The following is a 26,135-nucleotide window of genomic DNA, read 5'->3' as shown; positions in this document are numbered from 1 at the left end:
TCGCCGGCTTGTCGGGTGCCGCTTCGCTCTACCCGACCTATGTGGCATCACCTTTTCTTCATCGGCGCGCAAGCCGGCGAGATGGACTTCGCGCCTGGATGATCGGATCAAGTCCGGTCACGATGAAAACGAGTAATTGGAAGAGCCGCCACGTGGCGGCTCTTCAGGTTCGACAGGACGTTCCTAGCCCGCGGCGGGCTGCGGCTGCTGCGCCGTGGTTCCCTGCTGCGCCCCCTGCGGCGGAGAAGCGGCCGGCGTCTCCTCCGGCTGCTGGACCACCGTCGTCGTGGTCGCCGGCTGGGGCGGCGCGGGGGGTTCGGAGGGCTTCGCGGGCGGCAGGCGGTGGGGTTCGGCGATCTGGATGGCGACGCTGGGCAGCTTCCATTCCATGCTGTCGAAGGCGCCGCACTGGCCGCAGAGGCTGCGCCAGGACTTGGACAGGGTACCGCATTCCCTGCAGACCCAGATCGGGTCCGGCTCGGCGTTGGCGGCCTTGGCCAGCCAGTCGCGGGCGGCGGCGATGTCGCCGTGCTCCGCTTCGGCCAGTTCCGCCAGCATGCGGTAGACCCTGTCGCTCGGACGCTCGGCCAGCGCCTTGCTCAGGTGGTTGCGGGCCTCCCCCCACAGCCTGGCGGACATGGCGGCGCGCGCCAGGGCCACATGCCCCTCCAGGTCGTTGGGCACCATCGACTGCAGCCGCTCGAACCGCTTGACCTGGGCCAGCGGGTCGCTGTCCGGGCTGATGTCGCGGTAGGCATCGGCCAGTTCGGGATGCGGCCGGGTGCTCCAGGCCTTCTCGATGACCTTGCCGGCCTTGCGGTGCTTGCCGGTGCGGGCCAGCAGGCGGGCCAGCCGCGAGGCGGCCGGCGGGAACGCGGGTTCCAGCTTGGCGGCGGCCTGGGCGTGGCGCAGGGCATCGTCGTGGTGACCTTCCAGCTCGGCCTCGTAGCTGCGCTCCAGCAGCAGGGCCGCGCGGTGGTGCCGGCCGGCCTCCGCCGGGAAGGCGCCCGACTTCATGCCGTCGAGCAGGGTCTGCTCGGCGCGGCCCCACTGGGCGGCCCGGGTCTCCAGGTCGAACAGGGTGGTCAGCACCCACGGCGTCTGCGGCTGGAGCGACTTGGCGCGGCGGGCGAGTTGCAGCGCCTCGGTCCGGTTGCCGTCGCGGATCGCCTGGGTCAGCAGGCCGCGCACGCCGAGGAACGCCGTCTCCGGCCGTTCCAGCATGGTCTGGAAATAGCGTTCCGCCGCCTTCTCGTCGCCGTTCAGCTGGGCGGCCTGGGCCGACAGCAGCATGGTCAGCGGCGGGTCGCGCAGCATGGTGTCGGCCTCGCGGGCATAGCGTCGCGCGCCGGCGGCGTCGCCGGCAGCCACCGCGACCATGCCGCGGGTCAGCGCCCGGTAGCCGCGCTCGCGCTTGCGCGTCCGGCTGCGGCGGCCGAAGGCCCCCGGCGCGCCGCGGATGCCCCGCCACAGCCGGTAGGCCAGCGCCACGATCGCGATGACCGCCACCGTCACCAGCAGCAGCATGGCGAAGGACGTGTTGATGACGTATCCCTGCCAGTCGATCGTGACCGCGCCGGGATTTTCGACGAGATAGATGGCGATCGCGACGACGATCGCCAGCTTGATCAGGAACCAGATGGCGCGGGTCATTATTGGTTGCCTCCGGCGGAGCCCGCCAGGCGGGCGATGGCCTGGCCGGTCAGCAGCGCGCCGGCCTCGTTGGCGGCGAGGCGCGCCTTGGCATCCTCGATCCAGGGCTGGGCGACCGTCGCGGGCTCGCCGGTCAGGGTTTCAAGCTCCTTGACAGCCTCGTCCAGGCGGCCCGACTTCAGGTGCCGCTCCGCCCGGGCGGTGATCGCGTCGGCGCCGCTGCCCTGGATCTCGCCGGCGGTCCGCCGGACGCTGACCAGGGAGGAGGCGGTCGAGAGCGCCTTGTCCCACCACTCGCCGCTGGCGCCGCTGGCCAGCACGCCGGCGCGGACGATCTCGCCCGCCACGTCGGAGAACTGCTGGTTCAGCTGCGCCTCGGTCGGAATGCCGTCGGCGGCATGGGGCTCGATCGCGTTCAGCGCCTGGACCACCTGGGGATCCTCCAGGTTGACCGCGCGCACCGCGGACAGTTCCGACGTGAAGGGCCGGGAGCTCTGGAGCGACGCGCGGAGCTGGCCGGCGGCGAGCACCAGGGCCTGCGCCTTGCTTTCCTGGGCCTGCCGGAGGGTCAGCGTCTCGGCCACCTGGGTGGCGCGGTTGGCGGTGCTGTTGATCTCCTGGGCGAGGCGGTTGGCCTCCTGCTCCAGGCCGGCGACGCTGTCGCGCAGCCGCGCGATCGCCTGGCCCTGCTGCTGGTCAAGCGTGCCGACGCGGCCTTCCAGCCCCTGCACCCGGTCGCGGACCTGGGCGAGCGCCTGGAGCTGCTGTTCCAGCGGGGCGACGCGGGCGTCCAGCGCCTGGCGGTCGACGCCCGGCTGCGGCTGGGACCGCTGCTCCAGCGCGCCGATCCGGCCGGCGAACTGCTGGACGCGGTCCTGCACGATCGATTCGACCTGGGCCTGGTCGAGGCCGGCGGGAGCGGCCTGCTCCGCCTGCTGCGGCGGCTGTGGCTGCGGCTGCGCCTGGGACACTTCCGACAGCCGCTGCTCGAGCTGGGCGATCCGGTCGTTCAGCGGCGCGGTGTCGGAGCCGCGCGACGCCAACTCCTGGACCCGCTGTTCGAGCGCGGAGATCTGCTGGGAAGCGCCCGTGTCGGTGTCGGTGCGGGGCGGCCAGATCTGCGGGATCACCTGCGGTCCCCACTGGGGGGCGGTGACGGCGGCGCCGGTGCCGGCCAGCGCCAGCAGGATGGCGAAGGTCGCGAGGCCCTTGCCGCCGCCGGAGGCTCGGGCGGGTTCGGGCGTGCGAACCGGCTCGGGGTCGCGGTGGATCGGCTCAGCCATGGTCCTGGTCGCGGTTTCTGTTTCGGGCTCGGTCGAGGTGGCGTCAGGCCGCTCGTAACTGCGCGCGCTGCTCCAGGGCGTGGCCGGGGACGTGTCGGCCGCCGACGTGTCGGCGGACTCCGGCGCGGCGATGCCGGCGGGCGTCGCCTCGTCCGCCGTGCGGTCCTCGGCCGTGCGGTCCTCAGCGGCGCGCTCGTCGGCCGGCGCGGCCGCGTCGAGTTCCGCCTGGTCCAGCGATACGTTGTGGCGTCCGGCGGCGGCGAGCAGGTCGGGATGGCGCGCGCTGGGGATCGCCCCCCGCTTCTTCCATCCCTGGACCGTCGTGACCGGCATGCCCAGCTTGTGGGCCATGGGGCGGATGCCGCCGAACTTCTCGATGATGCGCTCGGCTGCGGAGCCGGTCGGGTTGGTGCCGTCGGACGGGTCCGGCACGGTCGGGTCGTTATCCGATTGATCGGGGGGACGGGGACTCATGAGCGGCCTTCTCGTATTCCCTGGGGGCGTTTATCGTTGGCAGTTGTTCGTCGAACTGTTCTTGGACTTGGTTCCGGTCCGGGACTTGGTTCCGGTCCGGGACTTGGTTCCGGTCCGGGCTCCGGCCGGCGTTGTCAGTCCGGCTGGGAAGGGCTCCGGGCGGATGCGAGCAGATCAAGCAGAGCCGCCTGATCCGGCCGGCGCGCGGTGAGGATGTCGCGCCACCCTACCGTACGCACCGCCGTACCGACCGCTTCGCTCAGGCAGAAAGCCAGGACTTCGCCGAGGCGATCGGCCAATCCCGCCTTCTCAACAACCTTAACAAAGCTTTGCGCCGTCCGGGGAGAGAAAAACAGGACTGCGTCGATTGTACCGGCGTACAGCGCCTCGGCGGTGCCGGGCAGCAGTTCGGTCACCGGCTCGGCCGCGTACAGCACTTGGCGCTCCACCGTGAAGCCGGCCCGGCCGAGATCCCCGGCCAGATCGCCGGCGACGGCGCTGCCGGCGGCATGGTACAGCCGCCCGGCCGCGGGGTCCAGGACGCGGACAGCGAGCCGGGCGAGGCTTTCGACATCGCCGCCGGCGCTTTCGACCCGGGTGAAGCCGGCGTCCGCGGCACACCGGGCGGTCGCGTCGCCGACCGCCAATGCCGGCAGGTCGCGCCGGGTCGTACGGGCTGCGGTTGCTCGTACGCCGTTCGCGCTGGTGAACAGGAGGGCCTGTACGCCGTCCAGTTCCAGCGGCGGGCCAGGCAGGTTCCGGACTTCCAGCAAGGGCTGGACCATCGGCTCGAAGCCGCGTCCGCGCAGCTCCGAGGCGAACGCCCGGGCATCCTCGCGCGGGCGCGTCACCAGGATGCGCCGCGGTCCGGTGCCGGGGGGCTGCGCGGTCACGGCCCGCTCACGGCACGAAGAAGTCCGGCGGCATCAGGCGCTTCAACTCCTCGCCGGCGTCGCGCCCCAGGGCCACGGCATCGGCCGCGGTTCCCCGCCGCGCCGTGCCGAGCATCTGCTTGCCGGCGGGATCGGCCACCAGCGCGTCGAGGGTCAGGTTGCCCGCCTCGTCGAGATTGGCCAGCGCCGCGATCGGCGTCCGGCAGGAGCCGTCGAGCGCCGCCAGCAGCGCCCGCTCGGCCGAGACGCGGACCATGGTGGCCTCGCAGTTGAGCGGGGACAGCAGGGCGTTGGTCACGTCGTCGTCGGCCCGGGTCTCGATCCCGATGGCGCCCTGGGCCACCGCGGGCAGCATGACGTCGGGCTCGATCACCGAGGTGATCCGGTCGGTCATGTCGAGCCGCTTCAGCCCGGCGAGCGCCAGCAGGGTCGCGTCGACCTCGCCGTCGGCCAGCTTGCGCAGCCGCGTCTCCACGTTGCCGCGGATCGGTACCACCTTCAGGTCGGGCCGCCGCGCCAGCACCTGAGCCTGCCGGCGCAGGCTCGCGGTGCCGACCACGGCGCCTTCCGGCAGGTCGTCGAGATGGGCGGCGACGTTGGAGAAGAAGGCGTCGCGCGGGTCCTCGCGCGGGAGAAGGCAGCGGATCTCCAGCCCGTCGGGCAGCCAGGTCGGCACGTCCTTCATGGAATGGACCGCCAGGTCGATCGACCCGGCGACCAGCGCCTCCTCGATCTCCTTGGTGAAGAGGCCCTTGCCGCCGGCCTCCATCAGGGTGCGGTCCTGGATGCGGTCGCCGGTGGTCCTGATCACCACGATCTCGATCGCGTCGGGGGCCGCCAGCGCGGCATGGGCCGCGGCCAGGCGGGCGCGGGTCTGGTGGGCTTGCGCCAGCGCCAGGGGGCTGCCGCGCGTGCCGATACGGACAGGGCCGGTTCGCACAGGGATGCTCATGATTTTTCTTTAGGACGTTACGGACCGCTGCGGAAGTCCCCACATGGGCCGGGACGGCGCAAGTGGAAAGTCCGTTGGTATAGGGGCTTTTACGCTATATGTCTCGCTGTCCCGTCGCTGCGGTGCGGCGGGATGGCTTTGCCGCGGTGCAGCAGGATCGCTTTGCCGCGGTGCGGCGGGATCGCTTTACCTCCCGATTCGGCCCCGGGGGCGGCACGGTGGACAGAGAGACGGTGGATGATCACTGAACGCAGGCAGGTGATATTTTCGAACGATGCGGTCCGCGAGGCGGTGCGGCTGTTCGCGGCCCTGCATCCGGACAAGATGCCGCACGGGCAGGTCCGCCGGGTGTGGACGGCGACCGAGCCGGAGCTTCAGCTGTTCGTCCAGATCGAGCAGATCGGCGCCCGCAAGCTTCACGAATTGCGGTTCGGCCAGGGCGAGATCGCCGCCTTCCTGATCCTGTTCTGCCGGAAGAACAAGATCCCCCTGCCCAGGTCTTCCGAGAAGTTCCTCGAAATCGAGAACGGCTCCCTGTCGCTGGTCATCACCAAGCAGATCCTGACCGAAACCCTGACCCGAACCTGAATCGCACCGGAATGATAGTCTTAGGCATCGAAACCAGCTGCGACGAGACAGCCGCCGCCGTCGTCACCGACCGGCGCGAGATCCTGGGCGACGTCGTGCTGTCGCAGCTCTCCGACCACCGCCCCTATGGCGGCGTCGTACCCGAGATCGCCGCCCGCGCCCACCTGGACCACCTGGACGGCCTGATCCGCCGCGCCATGGACGAGGCGGGCATCGGCTTCGACCGGCTCGACGGCGTCGCGGCGACCGGGGGGCCGGGGCTGATCGGCGGCGTGATCGTCGGCGTGATGACCGCCAAGGCGATCGCCGCCGTGCTCGGCCTGCCCTTCGTCGCGGTCAACCATCTGGAAGGCCACGCCCTGACCGCGCGGCTGACCGACCCCGCGCCGGAAGGCCTGGCCTTCCCGTATCTGCTGCTGCTGGTGTCGGGCGGACATTGCCAGATCCTTGCGGTCGAGGGGGTCGGGCGCTACCGGCGGCTCGGCACCACGATCGACGACGCGGTCGGCGAGGCGTTCGACAAGGCGGCCAAGCTGATGGGTCTGGGCTATCCCGGCGGGCCGCTGCTGGAGCGCGCCGCCCAGGGCGGCGACCCCGCCCGGTTCGAGCTGCCGCGCCCGATGAAGGGGCGCCCGGGCTGCGACTTCTCCTTCTCCGGCCTGAAGACGGCGGTGCGCAACCGCCTGGACGAGCTGCCGCCCGGCCCGCTCGACCCGGCCGACGTCCGCGACCTCGCCGCCGGGTTCCAGGCCGCCGTCGGCGACGTGATGGTCGACCGCTGCGCCCGCGCCATGGACCGGTTCCGCGCCGAGTATCCGGCCGGCGACACGCTGGTGGTGGCGGGCGGCGTCGCCGCCAACAAGTATCTGCGCGCCCGGCTGACCGCCCTGGCGGAGAAGCAGGACTTCCGTTTCCAGGCGCCGCCGATGCGCTTGTGCACCGACAACGCCGTGATGATCGCCTGGGCCGGGCTGGAGCGGCTCCGGCTTGGCCAGTCAGACGGCCTCGACTTCGCACCCCGCCCCCGCTGGCCGCTCGACCCGACGGCCCGGAAGCCGGAGGGCAAGGGTGCTAAGCCCTGAAGGGTATCGAGGATATCCGGCTCCGCGGCGGTCAATCGCCGGGAGAATGCGTCGCGATGAAAACGATCTCGATGTCGAGGACAGTGCTCGGGGTCGCCCGTCCCGCACGCGCAGGGATCCGCGGAAACCGTCCCGGCGACAAGGTCCGGTATCGGAGTCGTCCAGTTCAGGAGTGCCGTGATCGAATCCGGTCGCGGGCAATTCCGGATAATACCGTCCGGATTCGCGTGTGGTCGCCAATCTCCTCCCTCCCGGTATGCGCTCCGGTCGGGCGATCCGCGCAACCCGGTTGCCATCCCCGCGCCGCTCCCGTAATGACAGCGCCGTCCGCCACCAGGGGAATCCGTCATGACCGCTGCCGATGTCCTGCCTTTCGCCCGAGTCGGCGTGATCGGCGCCGGTGCGTGGGGCACCGCGATCGCGCTGGCGGCGCTCCGGGCGGGACGCGAATCCATCTTGTGGGCCCGCGAGGCGGAGACTGTTGAGGCGATGCGGCACCGGCGCGAGAACGCCCGCTACCTGCCCGGAATCCCGCTCGACCCCGCGCTTGGCCTGACCGGCGACCTGGCGGAGGCGGCGGCGGCCGACGTGCTGATGCTGGTGACCCCGGCGCAGCACCTGCGCGCCGCCTGCGCCCGGCTGGCCCCGCTCGCGGCGGCCGGCACACCGGTCGTATTGTGCGCCAAGGGGATCGAGCTTGCGACCGGCTGCCTGATGAGCGAGGCCGCGGCGGCGGAACTGCCCGGGCACCCGATCGCGGTGCTCTCGGGCCCGACCTTCGCGGCCGAGGTGGCGCGCGGCCAGCCGACCGCGGTCACGCTGGCCATCGGCGACCAGACCCTTGGCGCGCGCCTGGTCGAGACCCTGGGCAGCCGGAGCTTCCGGCCGTACCTGTCCGACGACGTGACCGGCGCGCAGATCGGCGGCGCCGTCAAGAACGTGCTGGCGATCGCCTGCGGCATCATCGAGGGAAAGCGGCTGGGCGACAACGCGCGCGCCGCGCTGATCACCCGCGGCCTCGCCGAGATCACCCGGCTGGCCCTGGCGCTGGGCGCCCGGCCGGAGACGCTTACGGGCCTGTCCGGCCTGGGCGACCTGACGCTGACCTGCACCAGCCACCAGTCGCGCAACATGTCGCTGGGCGCGGCGCTGGGGCAGGGACGGCCGCTGGCGGACATCCTGGGGGAGCGCCATTCGGTCGCGGAGGGTGTCCACACCGCCGCGGCCGTCGGAGCGCTCGCCGCGCGCCGGGGCGTCGACATGCCGATCTGCCAGGCGGTCGACGCCATCCTCAACCGCGGCGCCGACATCGACGCGACGATCGCGGCCCTGATGGCTCGGCCGTTTCGGATCGAAGGCCGGTAGGGTAAGACTGGTCACCCGCAACAGAACGAAGGGGAGACATCGCAATGCATTTCATCATCACCTGCACCGACAGGCAGGGCAGCGGAGATGTCCGTGCGGCCAACCGAACCGCCCACCTGGCCTATCTGGAAAGCTTCGGCGACAAGATCTTCGCCGCCGGCCCGACGCTGACCGACGACGGCAGCGCCATGACCGGCAGCGTGCTGATCGTCGAGTTCGACGACCGCGCCGGCGCCGAGCGCTTCTCCGCCGACGACCCCTATGCCAAGGCCGGTCTATTCGAGAGCGTAACGATCCGGCCCTGGCGCAAGGTCCTGCCGAAATCACCCGCCTGATACCCGACCGGAATCCAAGACGGACAGACAAGACCCCGAGGCGGCAGCGATGGCCTATTGGCTGGTGAAATCCGAGCCCTTCAAATATTCCTGGGACCGGATGGTCGCGGACGGCGTCACCCACTGGGACGGCGTCCGCAATCACCAGGCGTCCAACAACCTGAAGGCCATGCGCCTGGGCGACCGGGCCTTCTTCTATCACTCCAACGAGGGGCTGGAGATCGTCGGCGTGGTCGAGATCGCGCGGGAATACTATCCCGACCCCGGCGACGAGTCGGGCCGGTTCGGCATGGTGGACGTCAGGCCGGTCGTTCCCGCCGCGATGCCGGTGACCCTGAAGCAGATGAAGGCCGATCCCGTCCTGGCAGACATGGCGCTGATCCGGCAGTCCCGCCTGTCGGTCTGCCCGGTCACCGATATCCAGTGGCGGCATATCTGCCGGCTGGCCGGCATCGATGCCTGAGGAATCGATGCCCGGAGAACTCTGCCGCCTGGAGGAAATCCCCGATGGCACCGGGCGCGGCTTCACGCTGCGCTCGGGCGATCCCGCCGGCTCGGCACCGCTCGACATCCTGGTCGTGCGGCAGGGCGACAGGGCGGTGGGCTACGTCAATTCCTGCCCGCACGCCCGCTCACCGCTGGACTGGACCCCCGACCGCTTCATGAGCCTGGACGGCCGCCATATCCAGTGCGCCACCCACGGCGCGCTGTTCGAGATCAGCACGGGGCTCTGCGTCAGTGGTCCCTGCGTCGGCAAGTTCCTTGCCCGCGTGGCGGTCACGACGAAGGACGGCCGGGTCTTAGCCCCGGACCGCCCGGCCGGATCGGAAGTCGGATCGGAAAAGGCCTGAGAACAAGGGTGGTCAGCGGGCATCCGGCAGGCTGGCCACGAAATCCCGGGTGGTATGGACGACCCGACGCGCGATTCCGCGCAGCTCGTCGGCCGCCGCGGCATAGCCCTTGCCGTCGCGCGGCACGGCGCGGAGCACCGCGTCGATGGTCATCATGCTGGTACGGTTGCTGATCTGGCTCAGCCGGCCGGCGCAATCCGCCCCGCCGTCCGCGCCGCCCTCCGTTCCGCTGTCCGCACCCCTGTCGCCCGACATGTCGCTGCCCCGCCCGCCTTGCACCACGCTCGCCATCGCAACGTTAGACGCGGGCTCCTTAACAGGGGGTAAATGTTACATTGGCGGAACGTCCTGAATGCGGGTTCGGAAGGGCCGGCACAACCTCCGGACGGACTATGCCTTGCGACTTATTGTCCAGGGCCGGATCGGCGGGCCTTCCGTTTTCACCGTGGCTGTTGCCCGCGGGGTCACCGGAGTGGAAAGACCACTCGGCTGACCACGCCCCCGGATGCTGGATCGAGCGGGCCGCCGATATGCAGTCATGGCCCATGAGTCGGATCTGCCGCGTCCAATCCATATCCGGCCGGCGAGCGCCGACTCCAGACTCCGGCCAATGCCGGAACACTGATGCGGCAATGCGGCATCGTCCGTCGTCATGCCCGGGGCAAGACAACGGCCCGGCTCCGCCTGCCCCATCCCATGAAGAAGACCCCGCCGGAACGTCCAGTATTTCATCGTTTCAGACGACAGGTCCCGCTCTACCGCGATCGCGAAGGGAACCGATTCGGCACTTGAGATAGATCAATGCCCGTTGCCGGCGCCGTCTTTACAAGGTCCGGTACGATTTTTCCGCAGCCTTCGAGGCTGGCGCGGGGCACCGTGCCTTGCGCCCGAACGGCTTGTTAAAGATAGGCCGCTGTGGATAATCACGTGTTGACCGATGAGGTTACCGGATCGATTGTTCCAAGATCGGCCGTGAACAGTAACCAGAATGAACCGGGGGAACCGCGAGCCAATGAACACAACGCCGAACACAACTCCCAGCACCTTCCCGCCTCCCGAAGCTGCTGCGAAGTCGGCCTGGGTCGATGCCGAAGGCTACGCCCGGATGTACGAGCAGTCGGTCAAGGATCCGGAGGCTTTCTGGGGCGAGCATGGCAAGCGCCTCGACTGGATGCGCCCCTACACCAAGGTCAAGGACGTCAGCTTCACCGGCGACGTCCATATCCGGTGGTTCTTCGACGGCACGCTGAACGTCAGCGCCAACTGCATCGACCGCCACCTCGCCGACAAGGCCGACCAGACCGCGATCATCTGGGAAGGCGACAACCCGGCCGAAAGCAGGCACATCACCTACCGCGAGCTGCATGAGCAGGTCTGCCGGCTGGCCAACGTGCTGAAGGCCAAGGGCGTCAAGAAGGGCGACCGGGTCACCATCTACCTGCCGATGATCCCCGAGGCCGCGTACGCCATGCTGGCCTGCGCCCGAGTCGGCGCCATGCACTCCATCGTGTTCGGCGGCTTCTCGCCCGACAGCCTGCGCGACCGTCTCGTCGACTGCGACAGCCACCTGCTGATCACCGCGGACGAGGGGCTGCGCGGCGGCCGCAAGGTGCCGCTGAAGAAGAACGCCGACGTTGCCCTGGAAGGGTCGCCGAACGTCAAGACCCAGATCGTCGTCCGCCGTACCGGCGGCGAGGTCGCATGGACCGAGGGCCGCGACGTCTGGTACGACGAGGAGATCGCCAAGGTTTCCGCCGACTGCCCGCCGGAGGAGATGAGCGCGGAAGACCCGCTGTTCATCCTCTACACTTCCGGCTCGACCGGCAAGCCCAAGGGCGTGCTTCACACCACCGGCGGCTATCTGGTCTATGCCTCGATGACGCACCAATACGTCTTCGACTACAAGCCGGGCGAGGTCTACTGGTGCACGGCCGACGTGGGCTGGGTCACCGGCCACTCCTACATCGTCTACGGCCCGCTCGCCAACGGCGCCACGACCCTGATGTTCGAGGGCATCCCGAACTACCCGTCGGTCTCGCGCTTCTGGGAAGTGATCGACAAGCACAACGTGTCGATCTTCTACACGGCGCCGACCGCCATCCGCGCGCTGATGCGCGAGGGCGAGGCCCCGGTCAAGAAGACCAGCCGCAAGTCGCTGCGCATCCTGGGTTCGGTCGGCGAGCCGATCAACCCCGAGGCTTGGCTGTGGTACCACAGGGTGGTCGGCGACGAGCGCTGCCCGATCGTGGACACCTTCTGGCAGACCGAGACCGGCGGCATCCTGATCTCGCCGCTGCCCGGCGCCACCACGGCCAAGCCCGGTTCGGCCACGCTGCCGTTCTTCGGCGTCCAGCCCGTCGTCGTGGACAACGACGGCAAGCTGCTGGAAGGCGAGACCGAGGGCAACCTGTGCATGGCCGACAGCTGGCCCGGCCAGATGCGCACGGTGTTCGGCGACCATGTCCGGTTCGTCCAGACCTACTTCTCGACCTTCGAGGGCAAGTACTTCACCGGTGACGGCTGCCGCCGCGACGCCGACGGGTACTACTGGATCACCGGCCGCGTCGACGACGTGATCAACGTGTCCGGACACCGCATGGGCACCGCCGAGATCGAGAGCGCGCTGGTCGCCCACCCGAAGGTCGCCGAGGCCGCGGTCGTCGGCTACCCGCATGACCTCAAGGGTCAGGGCATCTACGCCTATGTCACGCTCAACGCCGGCGAGCACCCGAGCGAGGAGCTGCGCAAGGAGCTGGTGACCTGGGTCCGCAAGGAGATCGGCCCGATCGCCACGCCGGACCTGATCCAGTGGGCGCCGGGCCTGCCGAAGACCCGTTCGGGCAAGATCATGCGCCGCATCCTGCGCAAGATCGCCGCTAACGAGCACGAGGCGCTCGGCGACACCTCCACGCTGGCGGATCCCGGCGTGGTCAGCGAACTGGTCGACAACCGCATGAACCACAGCTGACCTGCCCGTTCGGCAGATCGGATCAAGTCGGGAGAGGGGGGCCTTGAGCCCCCCTTTTTCGTTCGCCCATCCCCGGATGGCTTGCCGCCATACCCCACCTTGCGCACGGAGCTGTATTCGTTCTAAATATTAATGCTGATTTTCGAGGCACCTTTCATTGGTGTCCGCCCGCTACCATATGCGAACCATGACTGGAACACGCCCCTTCAAGCACGTCCTGGACCGGCTTCAGCAGGTTGGCCTTCGCCCGACACGGCAACGGCTGGCACTCGCCCGCCTGTTGTTCGACAAGGCCGACCGGCATGTCACGGCGGAGCAGCTCCATGGCGAGGCGACCGATGCCGAGGTACGGGTGTCTCTGGCGACGGTCTACAACACGTTGCACCAGTTCACCGACGCGGGACTGCTACGCGAGGTGGTGGTCGAGGCGGGGCGGTCCTATTTCGATACGAACGTAGCCGACCATCACCATTTCTTCTTCGAAGGGTCGGGCAATCTACAGGATATTCCGAGCGAGAGCGTGACCGTCGCCCACCTGCCCCAGGCACCCGCCGGGACCAAGGTGGCGCGCGTCGACGTGATTATCCGCCTGATGCCCGAAGATCCCGCCGCCGGCTGATCGGGCATTTTCGGTCCCGGATCAGTTTCGAATATTACCGGTTGATTGACTCCTACCTCCTTCGGGATGCATAAGGTGCCGGGATGGTTTGGCCCGGCCGGGGGCACGACCGGAACCGTCCCCAGGATGAGGAGGATGGAATGTCGCTCTCGGGCTCCAGGACCGAACAGAACCTGAAGGCGGCCTTCGCCAGCGAGAGCCAGGCGAACCGGCGCTACCTGTATTTCGCCCAGCAGGCCGACGTGGAAGGCTTCCACGATGCCGCCGCCGCGTTCCGGACCACGGCGGAGGGGGAAACCGGCCATGCCCACGGCCATCTCGAATTCCTCCAGGAGGTCGGCGACCCGGCCACGGGCAGGCCGATCGGCACCACCCGGCAGAACCTGGCCGCCGCCATCGCCGGCGAGACCTTCGAGGCCGTCGAGATGTATCTGGCAATGGCGCGCACGGCCCGCGAGGAAGGCTTCGATGAAATAGCCGACTGGTTCGAAACGCTCGCCAAGGCGGAGAAGGCCCATGCCGCCCGTTTCCAGAAGATGCTGGACCAGCTGGATTGAACGGGCGGGGGCTGGAATGCCCCCCTATTCGATCGCTTCCGCCGGATAGACGCCCCAGAATTCAGACCGCTGGAGCCAGCCGCGGTAGCCGTCGACATTGACCTCGCACCAGGCCTGCTCGCAGCGCAGCAACTTGCCGGCGACGCCGGGTTCCACCTTGGCCAAGCCCGCGGCGGCGTCGCCGGCGGTGCGGCGCAGAACGCGGACGCCGCCGGTGACGATCATGGCGCGCTTGCCCGACAGCATGCTCTGGTGAACCCAGCCTTCGGTCCCCTCCCAATCGCGGATGCGTCTCCAGGTGTCGAACTCGGCGGTGATCTCCACCGGTATGTCGCGCTTCACGAAGACCCATTCCACCGGGTAGCGCGTGCCCGGCCCGGTCCGCACGTTGACCTCGGCCGAGCGGAGCGAGACGAAGCGCGGTACCGGCAGGCCCGTCGGCGGAGCCATGCCGGGGACCGACTCGGGCTCCTGCGCGAGTGCAGCGGGAGCGAAAAGCGAAGCGGGCAGCAGCAGGACGCCGAAGCAGATGGCGAGAATGCCGAAACGGGCGGCAGATATCATGGACGAGAACTCAGGTCTGTAACAGGTCTGGGAAGCCCTGGAACGGGCTATTGCCTCAATGTGGCGGGGATATGACCGCCCCGAGACGGCTCAGCCTAGACCAAGTCCGTTAAGAGGTGGTCACTTGCCGGATGTCCGATCTTACCGCGTCGCTGGACAAGACGGCACGGCGCTTGGTATGGCATGGCGAAGCCGCCAGGGAGATCCGGTCCGATGCCCGAGAAGAAGAAACCCGTCGTCGTCGTCACCCGCAAGCTGCCGGACGTGATCGAGACGCGGATGATGGAGCTGTTCGACACCCGCCTCAACCACGACGACACGCCGCCGACCGCGGCGGAGCTCATAGAGGCCGTCAAGACCGCCGACGTGCTGGTGCCCACGGTGACCGACCGGATCGACGCTCGCGTCCTGTCCCAGGCCGGCCCGAACCTGCGGCTGATCGCCTCGTTCGGCACCGGCGTGGACCATATAGATCTGAAGACCGCCCGCCAGCGCGGCATCACAGTCACCAACACGCCCGGCGTGCTGACCGAGGACACGGCCGACATGACCATGGCGCTGCTGCTCGCGGTGTCCCGCCGCCTGTCGGAAGGCGAGCGGCTGGTCCGGGCCGGCGAGTGGAAGGGCTGGGGTCCGACCACCATGCTGGGTCACCGGATCTGGGGCAAGCGCCTGGGCATCATCGGCCTGGGCCGGATCGGCCAGGCGCTGGCCAAGCGCGCCCGCGGCTTCGGCCTGTCGATCCACTACCACAACCGCCGCCGCGTCCACCCCGAGATCGAGGGCGAGCTGGAGGCGACGTACTGGGAGAGCCTGGACCAGATGCTGGCGCGGATGGACATCGTCTCCATCAATTGCCCGCACACGCCGGCCACGTACCACCTGTTGTCGGCGCGGCGCCTGCAGCTGCTGCGGCCCCACTGCTACATCGTCAACACCTCGCGCGGCGAGGTGGTGGACGAGAACGCCCTGACCCGCATGCTCCAGAAGGGCGAGCTGGCCGGGGCCGGGCTAGACGTGTTCGAGCACGAGCCGGCGATCAACCCGAAGCTGCTGACGCTCGACAACGTCGTCCTGCTGCCCCACATGGGCTCGGCGACGATCGAGGGCCGCATCGACATGGGCGAGAAGGTGATCATCAACATCAAGACCTTCGCCGACGGCCACGCCCCGCCGGACCGCGTGCTCGAAGCGATGTTCTGAGCGCTCCGGTCGCCTATATGACGGGTGCCGGCACGGCGTGCCGGTACCCGACGACGCCATGGAGCTTCAGATGACCGACCCGTGGGAGCGGCGCGACCGGCGAGGACGCAGGACGCTGCGCACCGTCCTGCTGAAGGTGCTGCTGCCGCTCGCCGCGATCGGCGCCAGCGTGGCGGTGCTGGTCGCGCTGCATCTGGACGGCACCCTGAGGCTGTTCCTGGACCAGCAGTCCATGTTCGGCATGATCGCCGTGGTCCTGGTGCTCAACCTGGTCGGTTTCGCCGTCATCTACATGCTCTCGATGGTCTGGAAATCGGTCAAGCACGACATCCTGAACCTTCGCGAACCTTGAGGCCGGAGAGCGGCTCCCGAGAATGCCCGACGAAATGCTTGCCCATTCGAAGCACGCGATCTCTCCCCACGGGCGTCCACGGGCATCCGAGTTGCTGGACATCTTCGTCGAGGGCCACCCGGACGACCGGATCGTGCTGGGAGACCTGATCACGCTGCTGGGCGACCGGGCGTTCGGGGCGCTGCTGCTGATCTTCGCCCTGCCCAACATGATCCCGGTGCCGCTGCCCGGCCTGTCCACCGTGCTGGGATTGCCGATGGTGCTGTTCGCGGCCCAGTTGATGCTGGGCCACCGGGCGCCCTGGCTGCCCGCCCGGCTGGCCCGGCTGACGGTGCGGCGGGAGACTTTCCTGAAGATGGCCGGCGCCACCCGGCGCTATCTGGTCTGGGCCGAGCGCCTGCTCAGGCCGCGCTGGGCGGTCCTGACCGACGGCCCGGGCGAGCGGATGCTGGGCGCGGTCTGCCTTCTGCTCTCCCTTATCCTGATCCTGCCGATCCCGCTGGGCAACCTGCTGCCCGCCTTCGCCGTGGCGCTGATGGCGCTGGGCCTGCTGGAGAAGGACGGCGTCTGCGTGACCCTGGGCCTGTGCGTCGCCGTCGGCAGCGTCACGGTCGTGGTCGCCGTGGTGATCCTGATCATCGAGGCGGCGTTGCTGCTGTACCGCCAGCTGTTTCCCTGAGGAGAGGTCAGCCGAAGCGGTTCACGATCCGGGCGACCTGCCCGCGGTAGCTGCCGCCGAACAGGCGGACATGGACCAGCAGCGGATACAGGTTGTAGAGGTCGCGGCGCACTTCGGAAAAGCCCGGCCGGATCGGGCGAAGCTCGCGGTACCGGCGGAAGAAGGGTTCCCCGAAGGTGCCGAACAGGGTGGAGAAGGCCAGCTCGATCTCCGGATCGGCATGATAAACCGCCGGGTCGATGAAGCCGGCGATGCGTCCCCGGAACGCCAGCACGTTGCCGCCCCACAGGTCGCCGTGGATGAGGCTCGGCGGGGCGGGCTCGCCGATCAGGTCGGGAAGCCGGGCGGCAAGCCGCTCGATCGCCGCCATCAGGGTGCCGTCGATCCGCCGCTCGTCCAGCGCCTTGCGCGCCATGTGCATCAGGCGGTGGTCGCGGAAAAAGGCGATCCAGTCGTCGGATTCCGGATTCGGCTGGGGCAGCGGACCGATCAGCGTGTCCTGCGGAAACCCATAGCGGGGAGCCCCGATGCCGTGCAGCGCCGCGACCAGTTCGGCGGCGTGCTCCTGGGCGGAAGCGGTCAGGCCGCCGTCGCTCTCGATGTGGGACATCACCAGCAGGCGGTCTTCGGCGTGGTACATCTCCGGTACCGGCAGGCGGGAATGGTCGGCGAGATGGCGCAGCATCATGCCCTCGAGCGCCAAGCCCCTGCCCCATTTGGCGACCACCCGCCGCCCGTCCCGGAGATCGAGCAGCCACAGCTGGGCGGCGTTGCCGCCGGCCAGCGGCCTGGCCGAAGCTACCGTGCCGACGCTGTCAGGAATCTTCGGCGGCATGGAAATGGACGGCTCCCGGGCGGGAATGGCGGAGCCGGTCGAGCAGGCCCGACGAGGCCGCCTCGACCAGGTCGAGCACTTCGGTGAAGTGGGTGCCCTCGCCGTAGTAGGGATCGGGCACCTCGCGCCGGGGGGCGTCCGGCGCATAGTCCATGAACAGCCTGACGCGGTCCTTGGCCCCGTCGGGCGCCATGCGGACGAGCTGGTCGTAGTGCCCCTGGTCCATCGCGAGGATCAGGTCGAATTCCTCGAAGTCGGCCGGCTTCACCCGGCGGGCGCGCAGGTCGCCGATATCGACGCCGCGCTTGCCGGCCGCGGCCACCGAGCGCCGGTCCGGCGGTTCGCCGACATGGTAGCCGTGGGTGCCGGCGCTGTCGGTCTCGATCTGGCCGGCCAGTCCGGCCTCGGCGACCAGGTGGCGGAACACCCCCTCGGCGGTGGGGGAGCGGCATATGTTGCCGGTGCATACGAACAGGACCTTGACCATCGCTACTCCTCCGGATCCGGAACTCGGCTGTACCGCGTCACCATGTGATAGTCCTTGCGCGGCCCGCCGACCAGCCAGCGCACCCTCCAGGCGCCATGACCCTCGACCCGGAAGCCGCCGCGATAGACGTCGGCGCCGCAGCGGTGCAGAACCTCGGCGGCGCCGTCCGACAGGTCCAGGTCATGGAACGGCGAGCCGTCGTGGCGGAAGACCATCGCGCGCCGCGGCCCGTCCGGGAAGGTATATCGGTAGGTCTGCTCGGCCGGTCCCGCATGCCCGCCGAAGCGCAATATGCCGGTTTCCCTCAGCAGCAGCTCCCCGTCGCCCAAGTCCCGGAAGACCGCGGTCCCGTCGAACGAGCCGTCCTGTCCCAGCCGGGCGTCGCGCATGGTGCGGGCGATGCGCCACGCGCCCGCCAGGAATGCGCGCAGGTCCGCCACCGCGTGGACTCTTCCATTGGCCTCGGCCAAGCACGCCCCTAAACTCACGCCAACTCTCCCGCTTCGGAAAAAGCATCATGATGTTAAAGCCTTCGGACCGGATCGTCATCCTGACAGGCGCCGGCATCTCCAAGGAATCGGGCCTGGACACGTTCCGCTGCGCCGGCGGCGTGTGGGAACGGGTGCGGCTGGAGGATGTAGCCACGCCCGAGGGCTTCGCCCGCGACCCCGACATGGTCCACCGCTTCTACAACGACCGGCGGAGCGGATTGCTCCAGGCCGACGTCCGGCCGAACGCCGCCCACGACGCCCTGGCCCGGCTGGAGCGGGAATGGCCCGGCGAGGTCCTGCTGGTCACACAGAACATCGACGACCTGCACGAGGGGGCGGGATCGCGCAACCTGATCCACATGCACGGCGAGCTGCTGAAGGCCAGGTGCGGCGTGTGCGGCGCGATCTCCGAAATCCGCGCCGACCTGTCGGTCGAGGATGATTGCGCCGATTGCGGGGCCGTCGCGGAGATGCGCCCCCACGTGGTCTGGTTCGGCGAGATGCCCCTGGAAATGGAGCGCATTTATCAGAATCTTGCCACTTCGGCCCTGTTCCTGTCAATCGGAACCTCCGGCAACGTGTATCCCGCCGCAGGCTTCGTGCAGGAGGCGCGGATCAACGGCGCGCACACCGTGGAGCTGAACCTGGAACCCTCTGAAGGCGCCACCCTGTTCGACGAGACGATCTACGGCTCCGCGACCGGGACGGTGCCGGCCTTCGTCGAGCGGCTGCTGGCATTGCGATAACCGGGAAGTTAAGGAAGTGAAACGATAATCCGCCTGAATTCCCATGCAATTGTAAGGAAATTTTATCGACCTCAGGCCAAGCTCGCAAGATTGCCACCATCCAAGACGTTAAAAATGGCCATCAAAGAGCATCCACCGATTGGAACCGTGCTGTTCTGCGATTTCGACCAGGGATTCAAAGAGCCTGAGATGGTCAAGCGACGGCCCGTCGTCGTCGTAAGCCCGAAGATCGGCGTACGCCCGGGACTTTGCACGGTAGTGGCGCTGAGCACCGCCGAGCCGGTTCCGAAAATGCCGTATCATTGCCGGATCGATCTGGACCCCCCTCTGCCGGAGCCGTGGGGGGATCGCATGCGCTGGGTAAAGGGAGACATGGTCTGTGCGGTCGGGTTCCACAGACTTGATTTTCCGCGGTATGCAAAGGATGTCACCGGCGTTCGCAAGTACCGGTACGAGCCGATTTCGTCCGAGGATCTGCGTCGGGTCAGGATCTGCATCCTGAGCGCGCTTGGGCTGGGCGGATTGACAAAACACATGACTTAGCATAGTTTCTTGCTTGTTTGCGGCTCTGAGCTTCGGCCATCCGCGTCTAAGACCCCGCCAGGGGCGGCCGTGCAACGGGTGAACGCAAACCTCGCACGGCGTCGAGCTTCGGAGCCCCGCCGCAAGGCGGGGCTCTTTGCGTTCCGGCCTTCTCCAGCGATCCGGTCCGGTGGCTTGCCGCCGAATGCGCTTGGCAGCGGTGGCGGGGTGCTGTACCACTCCGCACCCGTCCGGTTTTCAACCCTCATGCCGACCGTTCCGCCCCCATGCCCCTGTTCGCCGGTACCGACCTGACCTGCCTGCGCGGCGAGCGGCTGGTGTTCCAGGATCTCTCGTTCGCGGTTCCGGCCGGCGGCGCGCTGGTGCTGCTGGGGCCTAACGGCAGCGGCAAGTCCAGCCTGCTGCGCCTGATGGCGGGGCTGCTGCGGCCCTTCTCCGGAAGCATGAGCTGGGACGGCGTGCCGGTTTCCGACGATCCGGACCTGCACCGGGCGCGCATCCACTATGTCGGCCATCTCGACGCCGTGAAGCCGGTGCTGTCGGCGCGGGAGAACCTGGCCTTCTGGGCCGCGCTGGGGGGTGCTCCCGATCCGGCCGGCGCGGCGCTGGCCGCCCTGGAGCGGCTGGGCGTGCCGCACATCGCGGACATTCCGGCCGATACCTGTCCGCCGGGCAGAAGCGGCGGCTGAACCTCGCGCGCATCCTGGCGGCGCCCGCGCCGCTGTGGCTGCTGGACGAGCCGTCGGTGGCGCTCGACCGGGCCGGCATCGGGCAGCTCGAAGCGGCGATAGCCGACCACCGCGCGGGCGGCGGCATCGTCGTGGTCTCGACCCATGCCGAGATCGCCCTGCCCGGCGCCTCGACCCTGCAGCTGGACGATTTCGCCCTGGCGGCGGAAGCGGAAGAGATCGAGCCATGAACCGCTTCCTCCATCTCGTGTCGCGCGACCTGCGGCTGGCGCTCCGGCAGGGGTCGGACGCCACCGTCGCGGTGATGTTCTTCGTGCTGTGCGTCGTGCTGTTCCCGTTCGGCGTCGGGCCGGAGCCGAACATCCTGGCCCGCATCGCCGCGGGGGTGATCTGGGTGGCGGCGCTGCTGGCCTCCCTGCTGTCGCTGGAGCGGCTGTTCCAGAACGACTACGAGGACGGCAGCCTGGAGCTGCTGACCCTGTCCAGCCTGCCGCTGGAGGCTGTCGTGTTCGCCAAGGTGCTGGCGCATTGGCTGGTCACCGGCCTGCCGCTGATCGTGGCCGCACCCCTGCTGGCGCTGCTGCTGAACATGGAGCCGGCCGGCTTTCCCGTGCTGGTCGCGACGCTGCTGATCGGCACGCCGACCCTGAGCCTGATCGGGGCCATCGGCGCCGCCCTGACGCTGGGCGCCCGGCGCGGCGGCGTGCTGCTGTCGCTTCTGATCCTGCCGCTCTACATCCCCGTGCTGATCTTCGGGGCCGGCGCCATCGACGCGTCCCTGTCCGGCTTCACCGCCCGGCCGCACCTGCTGCTGCTGGGAGGGTTGCTGGTCGCGGCCCTGCCGCTGGCACCCTGGGCCGGGGCGGCGGCGCTGCGCCAGGCGATCGAGTAGGCCCGGGAAGGTTATAGTCAAGGTCATAGGCCCGTCACGCAACCTTCCCCCACGGACCCATGTTCACCTGCTACACTCGGGTCCGAACAGAAGCGGTGAAAACCGCCGAAGCGGACCGCAATACGGGAGGCAGGCATGGCCCTGAAGGCCGAACAACTCAAGGGCGAGCTGACCGAGCAGATCGTCAGCCGCGTTCGTGACCGACTGAACCGCGACCGGGCCGACATGGCCGAACGGTTCGTCCGGCAGTTCTATGCCAACGTGCCTCCCGACGACCTGCTGGAGTCGAGCCCCGACCAGCTCTACAGCGCAGCGCTGTCGATCTGGCAGTTCGCCTCCCAGCGGCCGGAGCGGAACGCGCGGGTCCGGGCCTATCACCCGCAGCTCGACGAACACGGCTGGCAGTCCGGCCATACCGTGGTCGAGATCATCAACGACGACATGCCGTTCCTGGTCGATTCGGTCACGGCGGAGCTGAACCGCCAGGGCCTGACAGTCCATCTGGTGATCCACCCCGTGGTGCGGGTGCGCCGCGACGCGTCGGGCCGCCTGACCGACCTGTACGAGCCGCAGGCGGCGCCTGCCGAGGCCGTGCCCGAATCCTTCATGCATATCGAGGTGGACGAGCAGACCGATCCCCAGTTCCTGGAGCGCATCGCCCGGGGGATCGAGAAGGTGCTGGCCGACGTGCGCGCGGCGGTCGAGGACTGGAAGGCCATGCACGAGCCCATGCGCCGGATCATCGACGGCGTCGACCGGACGCCCGACGCGCTGCCCGAGGGCGAGCTGGCCGAGGCGCGCGACTTCCTGCACTGGCTGAACGACGACAACTTCACCTTCCTGGGCTACCGCCGCTACCGGTTCGAGGGCGAGGGCGACGAGGCCCGGCTGACCCCGGTCCCCGGCGAGGGGCTTGGCATCCTGCGCGACGACGACGTCCGCGTGTTCGACGGGCTGCGCAACTTCGCCTCCCTGCCGCCCGACGCCCAGCAGTTCCTGCGCCAGCCGCGCCTGCTGCTGGTGACCAAGTCGAACCGCCGGGCCACCGTGCACCGCCCGGCCCTGATGGACAGCATCTTCATCAAGGCCTACGGCGACGACGGGAAGGTGGTCGGCGAGCACCTGTTCGTCGGCCTGTTCACGTCGGCCGCCTACAGCGCCAGCGCCCGAGACATCCCGTTCCTGCGCAACAAGGTGGCCCGCGTGCTGACCCGCGCCGGGTTCGACCCGCGCAGCCACGACGGCAAGGCGCTGACCCATATCCTGGAGAATTTCCCCCGGGACGAACTGTTCCAGATCACCGACAACGAGCTGTACGAGATCGCGATCGGCGTGCTTCACCTGCAGGAGCGCCAGCGCACCGCCCTGTTCATCCGCCGCGACCCGTTCGAGCGCTTCATGACCTGCCTGGTCTATGTCCCGCGCGACCGCTACGACACCGACCTGCGCCGGCGCATCCAGGCGATCCTGGAGCGCGCCTTCGACGGCTCCTGCTCCGCCTTCTTCACCCAGCTGGCCGAGAGCGTGCTGGCGCGGGTCCAATTCGTCATCGAAACGAAGCCGGGCGGCATTCCCGATTACGATGCCGGGGAGATCGAGGAACGGCTGATCGAGGCGAGCCGCGCCTGGCCCGACCGGCTCCAGGACGCCCTGGTCGATGCCCGCGGCGAGGAGGAGGGCCTGCGCCTGCACCGGCGCTATTCCGCCGCCTTCGACGTGGGATTCCGGGATCGTTTCGGGGCGGAACTGGCCGTCTACGACATCGAGCGGATCGAAGAGGTGCTCCATACCGGGCGCCTGGGCCTGAACCTCTACCGGCCGATCGAGGCCGGCGAGACAGAGCTTTACCTGAAGCTCTACCATGACGGCGGGCAGGTGGCGCTGTCCGACATCCTGCCCATGCTGGAGCACATGGGCGTCAAGGTCGTCTCGGAGGGCGGGCCGTTCGAGGTGACGATCCCCGGCCGGATCGAGCCGGTCTGGATCCACGACTTCGCCATGACCAGCAGGGCCGGCATCGCCGTGGACCTGGGCCGCGTGCGGCAGGCGTTCCAGGATGCGTTCCTGCGGGTCTGGGAAGGCCGGATGGAGGACGACGGCTTCAACCGCCTGGTGATCCGCGCCGGGCTGGGCTGGCGCGACATCACCATGCTGCGGGCCTATGCCAAGTATCTGCGCCAGATCCGCTTCCAGTTCAGCCAGGACTACATGGAGGACACGCTGGCCGATCACGCCGCCATCACGCGGCTGATCGTCCGGCTGTTCCAGACCCTGCACGATCCGGACAGGCGCGCGACACCGGGCGGCGCCGACGAGGCCCAGGTCGCGGTCAACGGGTTGCTGGTCGAGATCGACCACGCGCTGGACGACGTCGCCAACCTGGACGAGGACCGCATCCTGCGCCGGTTCCTCAACCTCGTGCGCTCGACCCTGCGGACCAACTATTTCCAGAAGGCCGAGGACGGCGGGGTCAAGCCCTACCTGTCCATGAAGCTGGACAGCCGGGGCGTGGACGAGCTGCCCCTGCCCCGCCCCATGGTGGAGGTCTGGGTCTACAGCCCGCGGGTCGAGGCGATCCACCTGCGCGGCGGCAAGGTCGCCCGCGGCGGCATCCGCTGGTCCGACCGGCGCGAGGATTTCCGGACCGAGATCCTGGGCCTGATGAAGGCGCAGATGGTCAAGAACGCGGTCATCGTGCCCGTGGGGTCGAAGGGCGGCTTCGTGGTCAAGCGCCCGCCGCCGGCCGATGCCGGCCGCGACGTGCTGATGGCCGAGGTGATCGAGTGCTACAAGACGCTGATGCGGGGCCTTCTCGACATCACCGACAACTTCGCGGCCGACGGCTCGGTCGTTCCGCCGCCCCGCGTGGTCCGGATCGACGGCGACGACCCGTACCTGGTGGTGGCGGCGGACAAGGGCACGGCGACCTTCTCCGACATCGCCAACGGCGTGTCGCTGGACTATGGGTTCTGGCTGGGCGACGCCTTCGCGTCGGGCGGGTCGCGCGGGTACGACCACAAGAAGATGGGAATCACCGCGCGCGGCGCCTGGGAATCGGTCAAGCGCCACTTCCGCGAGATCGGCGTGGACTGCCAGACCCAGGACTTCACCTGCGTCGGCGTCGGCGACATGTCGGGCGACGTGTTCGGCAACGGCATGCTGCTGTCGCGCCACACCAGGCTGGTGGGCGCCTTCAACCACCTGCACATCTTCTGCGACCCCGATCCCGATCAGGCGACCAGCTTCGAGGAGCGGCGCCGGCTGTTCGACCTGCCGCGCTCGACCTGGGCCGATTACAACGCGGAACTGCTGTCGCCGGGCGGCGCCATCTTCGACCGCAAGGCCAAGTCGCTGAAGCTGTCGCCCGAGATCCAGGCCCGGTTCGGCCTGACCCGCGACAAGGTGACCCCGGCCGAGCTGATCCAGGGGATGCTCCGGGGGCAAGTCGATCTGCTGTGGTTCGGCGGCATCGGCACCTTCGTGAAGGCGACCGAGGAGACCCACGCCGAAGTCGGCGACAAGGCCAACGACGCCAGCCGGATCGACGGCCGGGAGGTCCGCGCGAAGATCGTCGGCGAGGGTGCCAACCTGGGCGTGACCCAGCGGGGCCGGATCGAGTACGCCCAGGGGGGAGGACGGATCAACACCGACGCGATCGACAATTCCGCCGGCGTCGATACCTCCGACCACGAGGTCAACATCAAGGTGCTGACCGGCGACGTGATCGCCCGCGGCGACATGACCATGAAGCAGCGCGACCAGCTTCTGGCGAGCATGACCGACGAGGTGGGCGAGCTGGTGCTGGCCGACAATTACCTCCAGACCCAGGCGATCAGCGTCGCCGGAATGGGCGGGGCCGAGTCGCTTGAAGGCCATGTCCGCTTCATGCGGCTTCTGGAGAAGAGCGGCCACCTGAACCGGCCGATCGAGTTCCTGCCCGACGACGAGGAGATCGCGTCGAGGACGTCGCGCGGACAGGCGCTGACCCGGCCGGAGCTGTCGGTGCTGCTGGCCTATTCCAAGATCACGCTGTACGCCGACCTGCTGGGCTCCAACCTGCCCGACGATCCGCGCATGGTGGAGGACCTGGTCAAGTACTTCCCCAAGGCGCTGCGCCGCGACTTCCGCGAGGCGATCGAGCGGCACCGGCTGCGCCGCGAGATCATTGCGACATACACCACCAACAGCATGGTCAACCGGGTCGGCCCGACCTTCCTGTCGGAGATGATGGAGAAGACCGGCATGGGGCCGGGCGACATCGCGCGGGCCTATACCGTCAGCCGCGACGCCTTCGCCCTGCGGACCGTCTGGACCGCCATCGAGTCGCTGGACAACCGGGTGCCGGCGGACTGCCAGTACGAGATGATCCTCGCCACCCAGGCGCTGCTTCACCGCACGGTGCCGTGGTTCCTGATCAACGCCCCCCAGCCGCTCGACCTGGGCGCCGAAGCGGCCAACTACACCCCCGGCGTCGAGCAGCTGGCAACCGACCTGGGCACCGTGCTGTGCGAGGAGGACATGAGGCTGCTGGAGGAGCGCGCCGCGCACTGGACGGAGCAGGACGTGCCGGCCGACCTGGCCCGCCGGGTCGCCAGCCTGGGCATCCTGGCGTCGGGGCTGGACGTGACCCGCATCGCCCGGCTGTGCCGGCGCGACGTTCCCGCCGTGGCGCTGGTCTATTTCGAGCTGGGCCACCGTTTCGGCATGGAATGGCTGCGCTGCCAGGCGGTCCGGGTCAAGACCGAGAACCACTGGCAGAAGCAGGCGGTCAGCGCGATCATCGACGATCTCTACGGCCTCCAGAGCGACCTGACCGCCCGCATCCTGAACGACGGCCAGGACCACACCGGGGTCATCGACGCCTGGGCGGCATGCCGCCAGGGGCCGGTGGAGCGGATCCGGCAGCTGCTGACGGAGCTGCGCGGGGTGACGCGGGTGGACTTGGCGATGCTGGCGGTGGCGAACCGGCAGCTTCGGGGGCTGATCGCGAGCTGAGGGGCCGGGGGGCGGGTTGCCCGGAGGCCGTGGGACCCA

The 26,135-nt window shown here is 69.0% G+C and carries 26 protein-coding genes and 1 pseudogene; 18 read left to right on the top strand and 9 right to left on the bottom strand.

The features are described from left to right. Positions 1-183: 183 nt before the first annotated feature. From DPR14_RS26600 to hemC, 4 genes are all read right to left on the bottom strand, one after another. Positions 184-1,653 (bottom strand): heme biosynthesis protein HemY, encoded by a 1,470-nt coding sequence (locus DPR14_RS26600; RefSeq protein ID WP_158047837.1) that lies wholly within the window; start codon positions 1,651-1,653, stop codon positions 184-186. Then, positions 1,653-3,410, bottom strand: coding sequence for a mitofilin family membrane protein (locus tag DPR14_RS26595; protein WP_158047836.1), 1,758 nt, complete (start codon positions 3,408-3,410; stop codon positions 1,653-1,655). Before DPR14_RS26595 ends, DPR14_RS26600 begins: the two co-directional genes overlap by 1 nt. 134 nt (positions 3,411-3,544) lie before the next feature. After that, entirely contained in the window at positions 3,545-4,303 is a 759-nt protein-coding gene (locus DPR14_RS26590) for a uroporphyrinogen-III synthase (protein WP_158047835.1), read from the bottom strand. A 7-nt stretch (positions 4,304-4,310) separates the two neighbouring features. Beyond that, the gene (hemC, locus tag DPR14_RS26585) at positions 4,311-5,255 is read right to left on the bottom strand and encodes a hydroxymethylbilane synthase (protein WP_158047834.1); all 945 of its coding nucleotides are present in this window, start codon (positions 5,253-5,255) and stop codon (positions 4,311-4,313) included. A gap of 237 nt (positions 5,256-5,492) precedes the next feature. Between hemC and DPR14_RS26580 the strand changes: the two genes are divergently transcribed. From DPR14_RS26580 to DPR14_RS26555, 6 genes are all read left to right on the top strand, one after another. After that, positions 5,493-5,843: a hypothetical protein gene (locus DPR14_RS26580; protein WP_158047833.1), complete on the top strand. Its 351-nt coding sequence runs from the start codon at positions 5,493-5,495 to the stop codon at positions 5,841-5,843. 11 nt (positions 5,844-5,854) lie between these two features. Continuing rightward, positions 5,855-6,925 carry a tRNA (adenosine(37)-N6)-threonylcarbamoyltransferase complex transferase subunit TsaD gene (tsaD, locus tag DPR14_RS26575; protein ID WP_158047832.1) on the top strand — a complete coding sequence of 357 codons (1,071 nt, stop codon included), beginning with the start codon at positions 5,855-5,857 and terminating at the stop codon, positions 6,923-6,925. Between the two features lie 348 nt (positions 6,926-7,273). After that, the gene (locus DPR14_RS26570; RefSeq protein WP_158047831.1) at positions 7,274-8,290 is read left to right on the top strand and encodes an NAD(P)H-dependent glycerol-3-phosphate dehydrogenase; all 1,017 of its coding nucleotides are present in this window, start codon (positions 7,274-7,276) and stop codon (positions 8,288-8,290) included. Positions 8,291-8,334: 44 nt separating this feature from the next. Next, positions 8,335-8,625, top strand: a complete 291-nt coding sequence (locus DPR14_RS26565; RefSeq protein ID WP_158047830.1) for a YciI family protein — start codon at positions 8,335-8,337, stop codon at positions 8,623-8,625. 49 nt (positions 8,626-8,674) lie between these two features. Then, entirely contained in the window at positions 8,675-9,088 is a 414-nt protein-coding gene (locus tag DPR14_RS26560; protein WP_158047829.1) for an EVE domain-containing protein, read from the top strand. 7 nt (positions 9,089-9,095) lie between these two features. After that, positions 9,096-9,476 (top strand): Rieske (2Fe-2S) protein, encoded by a 381-nt coding sequence (locus DPR14_RS26555; RefSeq protein WP_158047828.1) that lies wholly within the window; start codon positions 9,096-9,098, stop codon positions 9,474-9,476. A gap of 12 nt (positions 9,477-9,488) precedes the next feature. Here the strand turns inward: DPR14_RS26555 and DPR14_RS26550 are convergent, their stop codons facing one another. Further along, positions 9,489-9,767 (bottom strand): hypothetical protein, encoded by a 279-nt coding sequence (locus DPR14_RS26550; protein ID WP_158047827.1) that lies wholly within the window; start codon positions 9,765-9,767, stop codon positions 9,489-9,491. A gap of 721 nt (positions 9,768-10,488) precedes the next feature. On the opposite strand from DPR14_RS26550, the gene acs reads away from it, so the two are divergent. The 3 genes from acs (at position 10,489) to DPR14_RS26535 (ending at position 13,620) form a co-directional block, all read left to right on the top strand. Then, the gene (acs, locus tag DPR14_RS26545) at positions 10,489-12,444 is read left to right on the top strand and encodes an acetate--CoA ligase (RefSeq protein WP_158047826.1); all 1,956 of its coding nucleotides are present in this window, start codon (positions 10,489-10,491) and stop codon (positions 12,442-12,444) included. Between the two features lie 187 nt (positions 12,445-12,631). Beyond that, positions 12,632-13,063, top strand: a complete 432-nt coding sequence (irrA, locus tag DPR14_RS26540) for an iron response transcriptional regulator IrrA (RefSeq protein WP_158047825.1) — start codon at positions 12,632-12,634, stop codon at positions 13,061-13,063. 140 nt (positions 13,064-13,203) lie between these two features. Next, positions 13,204-13,620, top strand: coding sequence for a rubrerythrin family protein (locus tag DPR14_RS26535; RefSeq protein ID WP_158047824.1), 417 nt, complete (start codon positions 13,204-13,206; stop codon positions 13,618-13,620). A 24-nt stretch (positions 13,621-13,644) separates the two neighbouring features. Here DPR14_RS26535 and DPR14_RS26530 read toward each other — a convergent pair whose 3' ends face one another. Then, a complete protein-coding gene (locus DPR14_RS26530) occupies positions 13,645-14,184 on the bottom strand; it encodes an SH3 domain-containing protein (RefSeq protein WP_158047823.1) in 540 nt (179 codons plus the stop codon). Positions 14,185-14,397: 213 nt separating this feature from the next. Between DPR14_RS26530 and DPR14_RS26525 the strand changes: the two genes are divergently transcribed. Genes DPR14_RS26525 through DPR14_RS26515 form a run of 3 tightly spaced genes read left to right on the top strand, consistent with a single transcriptional unit; the run spans position 14,398 to position 16,418 of the window. Next, entirely contained in the window at positions 14,398-15,387 is a 990-nt protein-coding gene (locus tag DPR14_RS26525; RefSeq protein WP_158047822.1) for a 2-hydroxyacid dehydrogenase, read from the top strand. Positions 15,388-15,424: 37 nt separating this feature from the next. Next, the gene (locus DPR14_RS26520) at positions 15,425-15,739 is read left to right on the top strand and encodes a hypothetical protein (protein ID WP_158047821.1); all 315 of its coding nucleotides are present in this window, start codon (positions 15,425-15,427) and stop codon (positions 15,737-15,739) included. Positions 15,740-15,761: 22 nt separating this feature from the next. Continuing rightward, entirely contained in the window at positions 15,762-16,418 is a 657-nt protein-coding gene (locus tag DPR14_RS26515; RefSeq protein ID WP_158047820.1) for an exopolysaccharide biosynthesis protein, read from the top strand. Positions 16,419-16,425: 7 nt separating this feature from the next. Here the strand turns inward: DPR14_RS26515 and DPR14_RS26510 are convergent, their stop codons facing one another. From DPR14_RS26510 to DPR14_RS26500, 3 genes are read right to left on the bottom strand one after another with little or no spacing between them, the layout of a single operon-like run. Next, entirely contained in the window at positions 16,426-17,253 is an 828-nt protein-coding gene (locus DPR14_RS26510; RefSeq protein WP_158047819.1) for a fructosamine kinase family protein, read from the bottom strand. After that, complete coding sequence (locus DPR14_RS26505) at positions 17,234-17,740, bottom strand: low molecular weight protein-tyrosine-phosphatase (RefSeq protein WP_158047818.1); 507 nt, start codon at positions 17,738-17,740, stop codon at positions 17,234-17,236. The genes DPR14_RS26510 and DPR14_RS26505 overlap by 20 nt, the downstream gene beginning before the upstream one ends. 2 nt (positions 17,741-17,742) lie before the next feature. Next, positions 17,743-18,180 (bottom strand): DUF6314 family protein, encoded by a 438-nt coding sequence (locus tag DPR14_RS26500; protein ID WP_158047817.1) that lies wholly within the window; start codon positions 18,178-18,180, stop codon positions 17,743-17,745. Positions 18,181-18,257: 77 nt separating this feature from the next. On the opposite strand from DPR14_RS26500, the gene cobB reads away from it, so the two are divergent. From cobB to DPR14_RS26475, 6 genes and pseudogenes are all read left to right on the top strand, one after another. Beyond that, positions 18,258-18,977 (top strand): Sir2 family NAD+-dependent deacetylase, encoded by a 720-nt coding sequence (gene cobB / locus DPR14_RS26495; RefSeq protein WP_425500998.1) that lies wholly within the window; start codon positions 18,258-18,260, stop codon positions 18,975-18,977. A gap of 114 nt (positions 18,978-19,091) precedes the next feature. Continuing rightward, positions 19,092-19,520, top strand: coding sequence for a type II toxin-antitoxin system PemK/MazF family toxin (locus DPR14_RS26490; protein WP_158047816.1), 429 nt, complete (start codon positions 19,092-19,094; stop codon positions 19,518-19,520). A gap of 266 nt (positions 19,521-19,786) precedes the next feature. After that, positions 19,787-20,205 (top strand): annotated as a pseudogene (locus tag DPR14_RS29220) (ABC transporter ATP-binding protein); the annotation flags it as partial. Positions 20,206-20,265: 60 nt separating this feature from the next. Further along, positions 20,266-20,439 (top strand): hypothetical protein, encoded by a 174-nt coding sequence (locus DPR14_RS29215; protein ID WP_425501054.1) that lies wholly within the window; start codon positions 20,266-20,268, stop codon positions 20,437-20,439. Then, positions 20,436-21,101: a heme exporter protein CcmB gene (gene ccmB, locus DPR14_RS26480; RefSeq protein WP_158047815.1), complete on the top strand. Its 666-nt coding sequence runs from the start codon at positions 20,436-20,438 to the stop codon at positions 21,099-21,101. Before DPR14_RS29215 ends, ccmB begins: the two co-directional genes overlap by 4 nt. A gap of 135 nt (positions 21,102-21,236) precedes the next feature. Continuing rightward, entirely contained in the window at positions 21,237-26,096 is a 4,860-nt protein-coding gene (locus DPR14_RS26475; RefSeq protein WP_158047814.1) for an NAD-glutamate dehydrogenase, read from the top strand. The last annotated feature ends 39 nt before the right edge of the window (positions 26,097-26,135 follow it).

Origin of the sequence: Skermanella pratensis, from assembly GCF_008843145.1 — a bacterium.
GTDB classification, from domain to species: domain Bacteria; phylum Pseudomonadota; class Alphaproteobacteria; order Azospirillales; family Azospirillaceae; genus Skermanella; species Skermanella pratensis.
Note: the sequence above shows the minus strand (reverse complement) of the source record. Positions and strands in the feature narration are given on the sequence as shown.